This is a genomic window from Paenibacillus sp. p3-SID1389 (genome assembly GCF_025151705.1).
GTDB classification, from domain to species: Bacteria; Bacillota; Bacilli; order Paenibacillales; family Paenibacillaceae; genus Fontibacillus; species Fontibacillus phoenicis.
In genome coordinates this window covers 39,535-53,430 of sequence record NZ_JALXVO010000014.1, presented here as the reverse complement: position 1 = coordinate 53,430, position 13,896 = coordinate 39,535, and the positions used below count along the sequence as shown (strand labels likewise).

General features: G+C 51.0%; 13 protein-coding genes. All 13 read right to left on the bottom strand.

Annotated elements, in window-relative coordinates:
• Positions 1–14: 14 nt before the first annotated feature.
• On the bottom strand, positions 15–968 hold the full coding sequence (locus M3G15_RS08145; RefSeq protein ID WP_260070593.1) for a dipeptidase: 954 nt from the start codon (positions 966–968) through the stop codon (positions 15–17).
• A 91-nt stretch (positions 969–1,059) separates the two neighbouring features.
• Positions 1,060–1,320: a stage V sporulation protein S gene (locus tag M3G15_RS08140; RefSeq protein WP_006286829.1), complete on the bottom strand. Its 261-nt coding sequence runs from the start codon at positions 1,318–1,320 to the stop codon at positions 1,060–1,062.
• Between the two features lie 135 nt (positions 1,321–1,455).
• A complete protein-coding gene (locus M3G15_RS08135; protein ID WP_036643757.1) occupies positions 1,456–2,250 on the bottom strand; it encodes a TIGR00282 family metallophosphoesterase in 795 nt (264 codons plus the stop codon).
• Positions 2,251–2,353: 103 nt separating this feature from the next.
• A complete protein-coding gene (gene rny, locus M3G15_RS08130) occupies positions 2,354–3,895 on the bottom strand; it encodes a ribonuclease Y (protein WP_260070592.1) in 1,542 nt (513 codons plus the stop codon).
• Positions 3,896–4,214: 319 nt separating this feature from the next.
• Entirely contained in the window at positions 4,215–5,075 is an 861-nt protein-coding gene (locus M3G15_RS08125; RefSeq protein ID WP_260070591.1) for a regulatory protein RecX, read from the bottom strand.
• A gap of 118 nt (positions 5,076–5,193) precedes the next feature.
• On the bottom strand, positions 5,194–6,255 hold the full coding sequence (gene recA, locus M3G15_RS08120; RefSeq protein ID WP_009223082.1) for a recombinase RecA: 1,062 nt from the start codon (positions 6,253–6,255) through the stop codon (positions 5,194–5,196).
• A 1,176-nt stretch (positions 6,256–7,431) separates the two neighbouring features.
• Positions 7,432–8,694 (bottom strand): competence/damage-inducible protein A, encoded by a 1,263-nt coding sequence (locus tag M3G15_RS08115; RefSeq protein ID WP_260070590.1) that lies wholly within the window; start codon positions 8,692–8,694, stop codon positions 7,432–7,434.
• Positions 8,695–8,742: 48 nt separating this feature from the next.
• Entirely contained in the window at positions 8,743–9,330 is a 588-nt protein-coding gene (gene pgsA, locus M3G15_RS08110) for a CDP-diacylglycerol--glycerol-3-phosphate 3-phosphatidyltransferase (protein ID WP_009223080.1), read from the bottom strand.
• Entirely contained in the window at positions 9,327–10,655 is a 1,329-nt protein-coding gene (gene rimO / locus M3G15_RS08105) for a 30S ribosomal protein S12 methylthiotransferase RimO (RefSeq protein ID WP_009223079.1), read from the bottom strand. Before rimO ends, pgsA begins: the two co-directional genes overlap by 4 nt.
• 151 nt (positions 10,656–10,806) lie before the next feature.
• Positions 10,807–11,298 (bottom strand): YajQ family cyclic di-GMP-binding protein, encoded by a 492-nt coding sequence (locus M3G15_RS08100; RefSeq protein ID WP_009223078.1) that lies wholly within the window; start codon positions 11,296–11,298, stop codon positions 10,807–10,809.
• Positions 11,299–11,480: 182 nt separating this feature from the next.
• Positions 11,481–12,524 (bottom strand): helix-turn-helix domain-containing protein, encoded by a 1,044-nt coding sequence (locus M3G15_RS08095; protein ID WP_260070589.1) that lies wholly within the window; start codon positions 12,522–12,524, stop codon positions 11,481–11,483.
• A gap of 43 nt (positions 12,525–12,567) precedes the next feature.
• Positions 12,568–13,335 (bottom strand): DUF3388 domain-containing protein, encoded by a 768-nt coding sequence (locus tag M3G15_RS08090; RefSeq protein WP_036643941.1) that lies wholly within the window; start codon positions 13,333–13,335, stop codon positions 12,568–12,570.
• A gap of 213 nt (positions 13,336–13,548) precedes the next feature.
• On the bottom strand, positions 13,549–13,803 hold the full coding sequence (locus M3G15_RS08085) for a DUF3243 domain-containing protein (protein ID WP_009223075.1): 255 nt from the start codon (positions 13,801–13,803) through the stop codon (positions 13,549–13,551).
• Positions 13,804–13,896: the final 93 nt, after the last annotated feature.

The following is a 13,896-nucleotide window of genomic DNA, read 5'->3' as shown; positions in this document are numbered from 1 at the left end:
ATGAATTAAAGCGCTTACTTGTGGGAAGGCAACCAAGCCCGCAGGAATGCGGCTGCATTGTCGTACAACCATCCGCGAACAAGCTCTTCCGGGTAGTACTTCAGCAAAGTTTCCTGCCAATTTGCGTACTGTCCCGTATGCCGGAAATCGGTCAAATGGGTGTCGATCCCGTCAAAGTCCGATCCGAACATCAGGTGCTTCGCTCCGCCCAATGAACAGATCCGCTCGATATGCGGCAGCAAATCTTTGCTAGTTGCATGTTTCCCCTCTTTGACGAACCAAGGCACAAAGGTCACTCCAATTCGCCCGCCGAGCTTAATTATCGCCTGGATCTGGTCGTCACGGAGGTTTCGTGGATGGGGGCAGATCTGATAGGCGTTAGAATGGGAAGCGATAAACGGCTTGCCGGCGGCCTCCGCCAGCTCTTGAAGCTCCCAAAATCCTTTAACCGACAAATGCGAGACATCCAAAATGATGCCGAGCTCATGGCACAACTTCACCAGCTCCAACCCAGCCGGGGTAAATCCGCCGTTTCGCGGCTCCATGACCCCGTCAGCGGCCCAGTTGGCATAATTCCAGGTTAACCCGAGTAACCGCACGCCTTTCTCATAACAAACACGGACATACTGCAGGTTCCCCTCAAGCCCGTCCGCTCCTTCCAGCGATAACAGCCCTCCGATGACCTCTCCTTGCTCCAGGGTATGTAAATCCTCGACAGACTGCACAGGGAGCACGCCTAGCGGGAGAACCCGTTCCCGAAACAAATCGATTTGTCCGAGGATATGTTCCATTTTCGCTGGCCCCAACTCGCTGGACAGAAATATGGCGAACGTTTGCAGCTTCACCCCGCCTTCCTCCAATCGGCGAAGATTGACGTCCAACCGGCGGTCACGGGCAAAGTCCAGCTTCGGGTCCAACTGCAATTTGCTTAACACATCACAATGAAAATCGATAATCGGCAGGCTCATGATTTTTCCTCCTCGGTTACCATTATTTTAGCTCAAAAAAAACAAAAAAGCCTGTCTACGGAACGTAAACAGGCGTCATTCTATCCAAAACTTATCTCGGTTCTACGATCAGTTTAATCGCGGTCCGATCCTCACCATCGATGACGATGTCGGTAAAAGCAGGAATGCAAATCAAGTCCACGCCGCTTGGCGCGACGAATCCCCGGGCGATCGCAACGGCTTTGATGGCTTGGTTAAGAGCACCCGCCCCAATGGCCTGAAGTTCAGCAGCGCCACGTTCTCTAAGGACGCCAGCCAACGCACCGGCAACGGAGTTGGGGTTGGATTTTGCTGAAACCTTTAATACTTCCATGGTTAGTACCTCCCTGGGAATATTCGTTGGATTCCACTACTTAGAAGATATTCGTGAGAATTTGGGATATTCCTTCTTTTTCCCCGAAGAGAAAGTTTCGAGAGGCCTTGATTTATCGGACTTCTTGGCGATTAACTAATCCATAATCCATTCGTCTTCCAGTAAACGGATTTTTTGAATCTTCTGAGCTTTGCCCGTGGATTCATCCACATCGACGATCACCGCGTGGAAATGCCACTTCCCTTCGCAGACTTGGAACCGGACAGGAAGCTGTGTGGTGAACTTGCGCAGCACCGCCGTCCGTTCCATGCCCAGGATGCCTTCACGCGAGCCGACCATACCGGCATCGGTCAAGTAGGCCGTCCCCTGCGGCAGGATCGTGTCGTCATTGCTTTGCACATGGGTGTGCGTCCCCACTACGATCGAGGCACGGCCGTCTAGATACCAGCCCATGGCGATTTTTTCCGAAGTGGCCTCGGCATGGAAGTCGACCAGGATACACTTGTGCTTCTTGGACAGTTGACCGATGATCTCATCCGCAACCCGAAACGGGTCGTCGAGCGGCGGCAAAAAGGTGCGGCCCATCAAATTGACCACGGCCAGCTCCTTCCCATTGGCTTTAATCACGGTGTAACCTAATCCTGGCGTACCTGGCGGGTAGTTGGCCGGCCGGACCATTCGCGGCTCCTGATCGATGAAGTCGAAGATTTCTTTATTGTCCCACGTGTGATTCCCCATCGTTAAACCGTGAATGCCCTGATCGAAAAACTCTTTGGCGATGTTGGCGTTAATGCCCCGGCCTGCCGCAGCGTTTTCCCCGTTAGCGATGATGATATGCGGGTTGTATTTAGATTTCAAATGAGGCAGCGTGGCCTTCAGCGCTTTGCGCCCCGTATTTCCAACGATATCTCCGATAAACAGAACTTTAATGCTGGTTCCCTCCTCTGACTACTACCCCTTGCAGCATGTGAGCTCAAGGCTTATCCAAGTAATGAAAAAGCGGCCCGCGAGGGGCCACTTTTCAGCATAACCTTTACTTGGCGTATTCAACCGCCCGCGTCTCGCGGATTACGGTTACTTTGATATGACCTGGATAATCCAGTTCATTTTCAATCGTCTTCGTAATGTCACGCGCCAAGCGGAATGCTTCCGCGTCGTCAATCTTATCCGGCTGCACCATCACGCGAACCTCGCGGCCCGCCTGAATGGCAAACGATTTCTCGACGCCTTCAAACGATTCGGAAATTTCCTCAAGCTTCTCCAACCGACGAATGTAGGTTTCGAGCGTTTCCCGGCGCGCCCCCGGTCTTGCTGCCGACAATGCATCGGCTGCGCCAACCAACATGGCAATGACTGAGGTGGCTTCGCAATCGCCGTGGTGAGAGGCAATGCTGTTGATAACCACCGGATGTTCTTTATACTTCTTAGCCAATTCCACGCCGATTTCGACATGAGATCCTTCCACTTCATGATCAAGCGCTTTGCCGATATCGTGCAGCAAACCTGCCCGTTTGGCAAGAGTGATGTCTTCGCCCAGCTCTCCAGCCATTAATCCGGCCAGATAAGCGACTTCCATCGAGTGTTTCAGGACGTTTTGGCCGTAGCTTGTCCGGAACTTGAGACGTCCCAAGATCTTGATCAAATCCGGGTGCAAAGCATGTACGCCCACCTCGAACGTAGCCTGCTCGCCATATTCGCGAATCCGTTCGTCCACTTCTCTCCGGGATTTCTCGACCATCTCTTCGATTCGGGCCGGATGAATCCGTCCGTCTGCCACCAATTTCTCCAAGGCGGTCCGGGCGATTTCGCGGCGAATCGGGTCAAAGCCCGACAGGATCACCGCTTCCGGCGTATCGTCGATAATGAGATCGATCCCGGTCAACGTTTCGAGTGCACGAATATTCCGGCCTTCCCGGCCGATAATCCGTCCTTTCATTTCTTCGTTTGGCAGTGTTACGACGGAAACCGTTGTTTCCGCTACATGATCAGCTGCGCAGCGTTGAATGGCCAGCGTAATGATCTCGCGGGATCTCTTATCCGCTTCTTCCTTCGCTTGCTGTTCAATATCTTTGATCATCTGCGCCGTTTCATGGCGAACTTCCTGCTCCACGTTGTTCAAAATGATCGTACGGGCATCTTCCATGGTAAGGTTGGAAATCCGTTCGAGTTCCTGAACCTGACTCTTATAGATCAAGTCGATTTGTTGCTGGGTTTCTTCGATCCGTTTCTCTTTGCTGACCACTTGCTCTTCTTTACGTTCAAGCGATTCTAATTTTTTATCCAGCGACTCTTCTTTTTGCAACAATCGTCTTTCTTGTCGTTGTATTTCATTCCGACGTTCACGAATGTCTTTATCAGCTTCGGCTCTCAGCTTATGGACTTCGTCCTTAGCTTCCAGAACCATTTCCTTTTTCAGTGCTTCCGCGTCCTTCCTAGCATTCTCCAGGATTTGGCTGGCCGCGTGCTCTGCACTGGAAATTTTAGCTTCGGCAAGAGACTTGCGAATAAAATACCCGATCACGAACCCAAAGAATAAAGCGGCTGCAACGAGAACGATCCAGATTACTGTGTGCATCTGTTCACCTCCCCGTTGTTTCCTCCAAGGCATTCCTTGGGATGTTTGCAGTTGTAGTTACTTTTCGTTTCTTAGGTTCATCATTCCATACAAAGAATTCATGACTTGCCCTTTCAGCTCAGCACTTCATGCTGCAAAAGCATGACTCTTCCGCAGTAGCCTAGCGGACGCACTTTGCCTGATTGGAGAACATAAATCCTATACCCTCAGAGCCATAATTTTGGAAGGAAAAAAAGGGCCCTCAAGGTATGGACTCAAATTCATTTTATTATTTGTGAAAAGATATTGTCAAGCAAATGACAGGAGTTCAGTCGCCCTGTTATTCTTCGTCCCATTCATCCATTCCATGCATTTCTTCACGGTTTCCGAGTTCGCGCATGACCCGGGACACGACGCTTCCACTAAAACCACGGCGCTGCAGGAACGCCCCGGTTTTGCGTTTTCGGTCAAGCATTTCACCTGTGGTTGATCGCCACTTCTTCATGCCCAGCTGCAGGGCGCTCTCAAACTCGTCCTCTTCGCTGACCTCGCCAAGCGCCTCCTCGATATACGCCTTGGAAATCCCCTTCTGGCGCAATTCATGCTTGACCCACAGCTTCCCTTTTCCGCGCAGCTTCACGCGTTGAGAAGCCCATTCCTGAGCGTATGCGGCGTCATTGACGTAACCTTCCGACTGCAACCGGGCAAGCACATCCTGAATCGTCTCCTCGCCCCAGCCTTTCTCTCCCAGACGTTGTGCAATTTCATAGGTTGTCCGCGGTTTTAAGCTTAAATACTTCAACGCGTCGGCATACCCTTGCTGACGCTCATCTGCTGCTACGATTTCCTCCAGCTCAGCTTTCGTAAATACCGCACCTTTAATCATGCGGTATTTGATCATCACGTCCTCGTGAACCTCCAGCGTATATGCCCCAAAAGAGATCCGATAACGATGCTTCGGCCGCTTTAGCATCAACACGGACGTGATCGCAAGCTCTGTGTCCTTAGGGAAAGCGTCCAATCCGGCAGGGATTTCGCCTTCCGTCTCCTCTCGGTTCGAATCCCAGCCGGTATCCCGCGGCCGCGGCTCCCAGAACGCCTCGTCGGAGATATCTACGATATCGTCCTCTCTCCGTTCGCCAGAGTTAGCTCCATCTCTTCTTCCCGCAGCCTTCCTGCGCGATTGTCCCCACGTACTCACGTCCTATCCCTCCTGTCTATGCCCTAGGCGATCCATCCGCTTCCTTAAGTACTGCAAAAGCGCCCTGACCCGGCATATTGCCGCGGTCAGAGCGCTTGATAGTTACGGCTTAACAAGCTTATTCATCTGCGAACAGCGCTTGCTCTTCTGCAAACTCCGCTTCCAGCTCGCTGGCGGAAGCCGAAGCTACTGACGTCGTCAGATTGCTGGATTCGCGGATCTTCTGCTCAATTGCATTTGCAATCTCCGGATGTTCCTTCAAGAACTGCTTCGCGTTCTCGCGGCCTTGTCCCAAACGTTCGCCGGCATACGAATACCAGGCGCCGCTCTTATCCACGATATCCAGTTCCGTCCCGAGATCGATAATGCTGCCTTCCTTGGAAATGCCTTCTCCGTACATAATGTCGATTTCGGCCTGTTTGAAAGGAGGCGCAACCTTGTTCTTCACAACCTTGATCCGCGTCCGGTTCCCGACCATGTCGTTGCCCATCTTGATCGTCTCAACGCGGCGTACATCCAAACGAATCGTCGAATAGAATTTCAGCGCGCGGCCCCCCGGCGTCGTCTCTGGGTTCCCGAACATGACGCCGACTTTCTCACGCAGCTGGTTGATGAAGATCGCAATCGTCTTCGACTTGCTGATTGCCCCCGACAGCTTCCGCAGCGCTTGAGACATCAAGCGGGCCTGCAAGCCGACGTGCGAGTCCCCCATTTCGCCTTCGATCTCCGCTTTAGGTACCAATGCCGCAACGGAGTCGATGACGATAATGTCCACTGCGCCGCTGCGCACGAGTGCTTCAGCGATCTCCAATGCTTGTTCCCCCGTATCCGGTTGGGACAGCAGGAGTTCGTCGATGTTGACACCCAGCTTGCTGGCATAGGAAGGATCCAGCGCATGCTCGGCGTCGATGAAGGCAGCTTGTCCACCGATCTTCTGAACTTCAGCGATCGCGTGCAGCGCTACCGTCGTTTTACCGGAAGACTCCGGCCCGTATACTTCAATAATCCGTCCGCGTGGAAGTCCACCTGTACCAAGGGCGATATCCAGAGCGATCGATCCACTTGGAACGATCTCGACCTGCATATGCGTCGATTCTCCAAGCTTCATAATCGAACCTTTACCGAATTGCTTTTCTATTTGGCGAAGCGCCATCTCCAGCGCTGCTTTACGATCTGACAATCAGCTCACATCCTTAAATGTTATATAAATCATTGAATACTTAAAGTTACTGAATTCAGTATACTTCGGACCTCTCGTAACTTCTTTCGTATATCATTGTACCTTGTTTTGGAATGTTTGCCAAGCGTTTTTTCGAACATACATTCGTAAAATTTCTCCACCTCCCAAACCGCTGACTCTCCTCTCCCTATCCCTCTTTTGCCGTAAGGGAGGGCCCCCAAAGGCCTGCTGCCCTTGGGAATCCGTAAACTGGACAAACGTTGGTGTGACTGAGGCGCTTCTTAGATGCTCTATTGTGCGGTGAATCGCTGAGTTTGTTACTTGGCAGACCTCTCCTGCTCCTAGATGCGGGTACTTTTGGAAATGTGCTACCAGGGTGATGGCGCGGTACATGCGCTACATAGTGCGTTTGCATAAGTTCGTTACTTGGCGGTCACATGCTGCGCTACAACTTGATATGTATGAATTTTCATATATAATTCGTCGAAATGAACTGGAATCGCGGATTATGTTCGATTTTTCATATATATTTGCTCGTATCGACTCAATAGTGCTGGATTATATTCGATTTTTCATACATATCACGTAAATTTGCTCTTACGGAGCACTATTATATATGATTTTTCGAACAGATTCTCTGCCCCCACCACGCGCACGCACCAAAACGAGCCTACCGACAGCCCGACCTTTCTTATTTTCCTATTTACTTGCTTGTTTGTTTGCTTACCGGATTACCAGATACTTACTTTCTACTGCTAACCAGCTAACTAGCTTATTTACTTGTTACTTCCTTATTTACTTCCTTATTTACTTCCTTACATACTCACTTAATTACTTCCCACTCTCCCCTCCCCATGGTTTCTCTTACAACAAAAAAAGAACCGCAGCACAACTAAATCAGTTTGCTACGGTTCTTCCGTACCTTGATTATATGTCATAATCTTCCAAAGCACAAGGGCCTGCTTAACAAAGAACATTCACCCATCCGGATTGCTGAAGCGCTTCTTCCGTCATCCCTGATTGATCGGGATAATGCGCGAAAGGAAGCCACGAAGTACTAAACTACCGAACACGCAGATGGAGCACTACATACAGAACACTGCACACAGAGCAGCGAAAGCACGTGACCGAGAGCACATGACCAGAAGAGCACGAGCCCCCGAGAGCATTAAAGCACTAAAATCCCTGTTTCCCCTGCAATACCCCCCACAACTGGTAGAACAGCGACTTCACTGCGCGCAGCCGGATGATCTCGCGGTTGCCCTTAAGGTTCAGCTCGAAGACGGCGGTGTCCGCTCCCTCGCGCGCAATCGCGATATACACAAGCCCCACAGGCTTGCGCTCGGAATGGGCGGGGCCGGCCACGCCGGTGATCGCCAGGCCAAAGTCGGTGCCTACGGTCAGGCGCACCTGCTCCGCCAGCACTTTGGCCGTTTCCGCGCTGACCGCGCCGGGCGCGCCTTCGCCTTCCAGCAGGTCATGCGGCACGTTGAGCAGCTTCTCCTTCATCTCATTGGAGTAGCAGACAATCCCGCCCGCAAACACGGCTGAACTGCCGGGCAGCGCGGTGAACATCTCCATGAGCAGCCCGCCGGTGCAGCTTTCGGCCGCGCTCAACGTAAGGCCGCGCGAAGCCATCAAATCGAGGATCGTCTTCTCAATGGGTTCATCCACGTTTGCATACAAATGCTCCGGCAGCCGCGAGGCAATCTCGCGTTCCATCGCATCCAGCTTCACCGCCGCTTCCTGCTCGTTTGCCGCTTTGGTGGAAATGCGAATCGTGACCTCGCCTTCCTTCGCATATGGCGCTACCGTAGGATCGCTTTGCGCCTGGATCAGGTCAAGCAGTTTGGTTTCCAATGCAGATTCGCCAATCCCGGCAAACTTCAACATCCGCGAAAAAATCGGCATCTCGCTGGTCAGCACATGCTTCAAAATCCAAGGCTTCGCCTGATGCTCGAACATCGGCTTCATTTCCTTTGGCGGCCCAGGCAACACGATATAGAACTTGTCGTTCAATTCAATCGCATTGCCCACAGCCAGTCCGGTTTCATTCGGAAGCGGCGTGCCTCCTTCAATGGCGAGCGCCTGGCGGCGGTTGTTCTCCGTCATCGGGACCCCCCGGTCTTGAAAGAAACGCTCGATGTTCGCCATCGCATCCGGATCGATATAAAGCGTCCGACCGAGTACCTCAGCCAGCGCCTCTTTGGTGAGATCGTCCTGGGTCGGACCCAGCCCGCCGGTAAGGATCAGCACATCCGCCCGCCCCGACGCCGTCTTCACCGCTTCCGCCAGCCGATTCATATTATCTCCGACCACGGTTTGGAAATAAACGTCGAGCCCGAGTGCGGCTAACTCCTGAGACAAGTACTGCGCATTCGTATTTACGATTTGGCCAAGCAGCAGCTCCGTACCAACCGCAATAATTTCCGCTTTCATCTTCGCATGCCTCCTTTTTCTCAGTTCCGCCTAACTCATCAACATCATTTATATTTTGGAAAAAGAAAGCACGCTCTTATTTTTCACGAAATAATCGATCCCCGAATACAACGTGATGATAGCCGCCAGCCATATCGCGATATCATCAAACGGGAACGACAGCCATTCGAACGGAAAATTGTTCAGCAGCAGCGCTGAAATGGCGATGATCTGCGTGATCGTCTTCGCCTTGCCCCACTTGCTGGCCGCAATGACGGAGCCTTCCAGAAGCGCAACTTCACGCAAGCCGGTCACCGCAAACTCCCGGGCGATGATGATGACTGCAATCCAGGCATCGCATTTGCCCAAGGCCACAAGACCGATCAGCACCGTTCCAACAAGCAGCTTATCCGCGAGCGGATCCAGGAGCTTGCCTAAGTTGGTGACCAGATTATATTTACGGGCGATGTAACCATCGATTCCATCCGTACTGGCAGCGATGATAAACAGCACCGCCGCAATCAGTTGATTTACCGGCAGCGAGTACTCGCCAAGCGTAAACTCATAGGCGAGCCATCCGGCATCCAACAGCAAGAAGACCAGCATCACCGGAATCATGAAAATACGAGCTAATGTGATACGGTTGGGCAAATTCACAGGACAGCCTCCCCGGATAAATCATAGTCAAAAGCATGCGTAATCCGCACTTTGGTCAGTTCCCCAAGCCCAACAGGGCAATTCGTGACGTATACCTCGCCATCGATTTCCGGAGCGTCGTATTGCGAGCGGCCCACGTATACGTCGCTGCGCCCGTCATAACGCTCGATCAGCACATCCAGAACCTGACCAATGTACTTACTGCTGTTGGCGTTTGCAACTTCCCGCTGAATCTCCATCAGCGTATTAGCCCGCCATTCTTTTACCTCTTCATCAACTTGATCCGGCAAACGCGATGCCGGCGTATCCTCTTCCTTGGAATAGGTAAATACGCCAAGGCGGTCGAACTTGATCTCACGCACAAACTCACATAACCGCTCAAAATCTTCCTCCGTTTCCCCTGGAAAACCAACGATCAAGGAAGTACGCAAGGAAACGTTCGGAATCCGCGCACGAATCTTAGCAATCAGCTCACGGATATCGCGATTCCGCCCAGGCCGGCGCATCCGTTTCAGAATGGAATCTTCACTGTGTTGCAGCGGCATGTCCACGTATTTGCAAATTTTCGGGTTGGTCGCCATCATCTCAATCAGCTCGTCTGTAAAAAAGCCAGGATAAGCATAATGCAACCGCACCCACTCAACGCCTTCCACCTGGGTGACCCGATCCATCAGCTCTGCCAATTTAAACTCCCCGTACAAATCGGTCCCGTAATTGGTGGAGTCCTGCGCAATCAGGCTGATTTCCTTGACGCCTTGGGCCGCCATGCTCCGTACTTCCTCCAAAATCGATTCCATCGAGCGGCTGCGGAACTTCCCGCGCATGATCGGAATGCTGCAGAATGTACAGTTGTTGTCGCAGCCCTCAGCGATTTTCACGTAAGTCGTATAGCGGGCTGTAGACAGCTTGCGCGGCAGCGCTTGCTCATAATTAAAGACAGGGTTGCCGACCAGCGCCGGCTTCTTGCCCTTAAGCGCTTCGTCAACGATCCGGTTGATTTGGTGAAAATCCCCCGTACCCACAATCCCGTCGATCTCCGGCATTTCCTCCATTAAAGCTTGCTTATATCGCTGCGTCAAACACCCGGAAACGATCAGCGCTTTCAGTCTTCCGCTTTCCTTCAGATCAGCAAGCTCGAGAATCGTATTTACCGATTCTTCCTTAGCCGCATCGATAAATCCGCAGGTGTTGACGATAATGACGGTTGCATCCTCGCGATTATCCACCAAGGAATAGCCGCGCTGCTCAATCAGACCCGACATGATTTCCGAGTCCACCAAATTTTTCTCGCAGCCGAGTGTCACGATTTTTACCTTTTCTGTCATGAACCATTTCCCCCATCGTTGAAAGCCAAAATTCCCGTCAAACTTAAGGATTAAACAACCTCTACAAGTATAATATTCAGGGACCGATGCTGTCAAAAATATGAAAAGGGCCTGCCGCAGCTAGAAATTCCCTGCAGGAGACCCTTGCGCTCTATTTGAAATTGGTGAACTGCAAATCCACCGATAAATCGGCTTTACGCAGCATCTGAATGATCTCTTGTAAATCGTCACGGCTCTTGCCCGTCACGCGAATTTGATCGCCTTGGATCTGGCTTTTGACCTTCAGCTTGGAATCGCGGATCAGCACATTAATTTTCTTGGCATTTTCCTGATCGATCCCTTGTTTGAGTTTAATCCGCTGACGCACGGTACCCATTGAAGCCGGTTCCACTTTGCCGTAATCCAGGTTCTTGATCGGCAACCCGCGCTTAATCATCTTCGATTGCAGGATATCGATGACAGCCCCCAGCTTGTATTCATCGTCAGAAACGATCACCAGTTCGTCTTTCTCCAGCTTCAGCTCGCTCTTGCTTCCTTTGAAATCGAAGCGGTTCGCAATTTCCCGCTCTGTTTGATCGATTGCGTTGGTCAATTCCTGCATGTCCATTTTTGAAACGATGTCGAAAGAATTTTCCGAAGCCATAAGTCACATTCCTTTCTCGGTTTCCAATCTTATCATAAATAAATTATATGTAAAAAAAATCGCAAAGTCGAGCAATTCAGCCACCACCATCCGTATACAGCCAAAAAAGCGCCGTTTGACCTGACCGGTCCTCACCGCGCTTTGATTAAGCGAATAAGCGATCGGCTTGTTGCCGCCCTCGCTTATTCGTTGCCTTCTGTGGTTGAATTCGTTCCGCCCGTATCGGCGTTATTCGTAACTGCGCCTTCCGTTCCGGTATTTCCGGTGGTACCGCCGCCTGTCCCGTCGTCAAGGTTCAATAGGAACTTTGACGTCGTTTTTCCATCCTCGATTGTCTGTCCGGCGACCGTGATCACGGTTTGAGAGGAATTCCCCGATTTGACGAATAACCCTTCAGGTCCGATATCATAGGTCAACACGTCGCCTTCTTTGGTGTTGTCATAAAACAACTTCTCACCCTTAGAGTTGCCTTTACGCACTTCAACCCAACTTTTTCCGCTAGCCGTAATGACGACTTGCACGGGCCCCGTTCCAGGGTTTTGAATCTTGAACTTCGTTGTGCTGCCTTCCGTTCCATCCGGTACGATCGTTACCGTCTGATTGCCGGTATCATTCGTCGGGGATTCGTCTCCCGTGTTACCCGCATTCCCGGTATTCGTGTCTGTCCCCTGATTTATTCCCGGTTCCGTACCATTGTTCGTCCCGTTCTCGACGCCATTGTTCCCGCCAACGGCATCGCCGCCGGTTGCGTTACCGGTTTGGTTGCCATTTTGGCTGGTTCCCTGAGTGACCGGCGTTGGATCCGGCTCCTTATTGCCATCCGCTTGATCGTTATTGTTTCCCCATACCGAGAAATACAGATAGATGACAATCAAAATCAGCACAGCAAACGACCACATCAGCGTCGTGGACAGCCATTTCGAGTTGCGCTCGTTGTGCTGCCGGCTGCGGCGTTTTTGAATCACCGGTTCCATCGTAGGTTCCGGAGCTGTAGAAGGCACGTTTTGCCGATGTTCGGCAAGCAGTTCGTCCGCGTCCAAGCCGACGGTCTCCGCATACGTCTTAATAAAAGCCCGAACATAGAAGCTACCAGGCAGAACCTTATAATCCCCCATTTCGATGGCTTCCAAATATCGTTTGCGAATCTTCGTCATTTCCTGTACGTCATCCAGCGACAAACCTCTGGCAAGGCGGGCTTCTCTTAACTGCTGGCCCAAATCCGACACGACCATCACCTCCTGCTTATGATTTCATTATGCGGCACATCGTTTATAGATCGTCCGTATAAATTGTCGTGAACGTATCGTAAACGATTTGCTCCTCGGGATTGTTACGCAATTCAATAATTATGTCAAAATTGTCATAACTATATTCAGACTCTTTCACGAACACATCCGGATGTTCGATGACTTTCGTGGAAGGCATGGACATCAACTCTTGCAAGAGCTGATGATGCTTTTCATTGGAACGAAGAGTACTTATGATACCGTCGATAATAAATACATTGCGAGGATCCATTTCATTCTCTGACAATTGGCTGCGTACCGTTTGTCGCAAGAGCGTTGAAGATACGAACGTCCATCGTTTCATCGCGCAGACGCTTCCAGCGATAATCGATTCCGTCTTCCCCACGCGGGGCATCCCTCGTAATCCGATCACCTGATGGCCATCCCGCTTAAAAATTTCGCCGAGAAAATCAACCAAGATCCCCAGCTCATCCCGCGTAAACCGAAAGGTCTTGCGGTCGTCAGAATCCCTATCAATATAGCGTCCATGGCGGACGGCGAGCAAATCGACCAGACGCGGATTACGCAAAGCGGTGACCGTAATACTGTCCACCTTGTTCAATAACTGACTGACTTGTTCGATTTTTCCGTCATCGTTGGTTTCCAGCAGCAGCCCGCGCGTCTTGCCTTCCACGCCGTTAATCGTTAAGATGTTGATCTCCAACATCCCTAACATGGAGGCAATATCCCCCAAAAGTCCCGGTCGATTTTTATGTATTTTGTATTCCAAGTACCATTGTTTCCCATCCATCCCAGACACCTTCTCCATATCCTCTTGCTCTTTCGACAAAATAGGTCTTAATTCCTGCTAATTCACAGAAAACAATTTATAAAGAACAAATCTTCCCATTCCTGATAACCGATATTCATATGTGTTTTATGATATATAAAATGAAATTGAAAGGCAAGCGGGCGGAGAAAATGAGGGAAAAGCTCCCGAAGCGGAAGCTTTTCCAAAGCGTGACTATGCGTTTTTCTTGGCCAACTTCACCATCAGACGAGCAATGGTCTTCCGCTCTTCCTCCGTACCCACATCCCAAATTTCTTTGAGGGCGCGGTTGGATTCGTTTTGCGGATCCACTTTGTCGTCCAGAAAACCGCCGATTTCGTAAGCAAGGTTGGTAATTGCCTCTTCGCTGAAACCGGCATTTTCCGCATGCTTGACGCGCTCACCCAGGAATTTCTTCCATGTATCAAAATTTTTGAGTACTGTTGACATGATAAATCCTCCTTCGCTTGGCGATTTAAAATCAACAGTTGTAATATGCGAAAATCCCGGGGAATTTATGCGCGCACCGAGCTCGAACCCTTA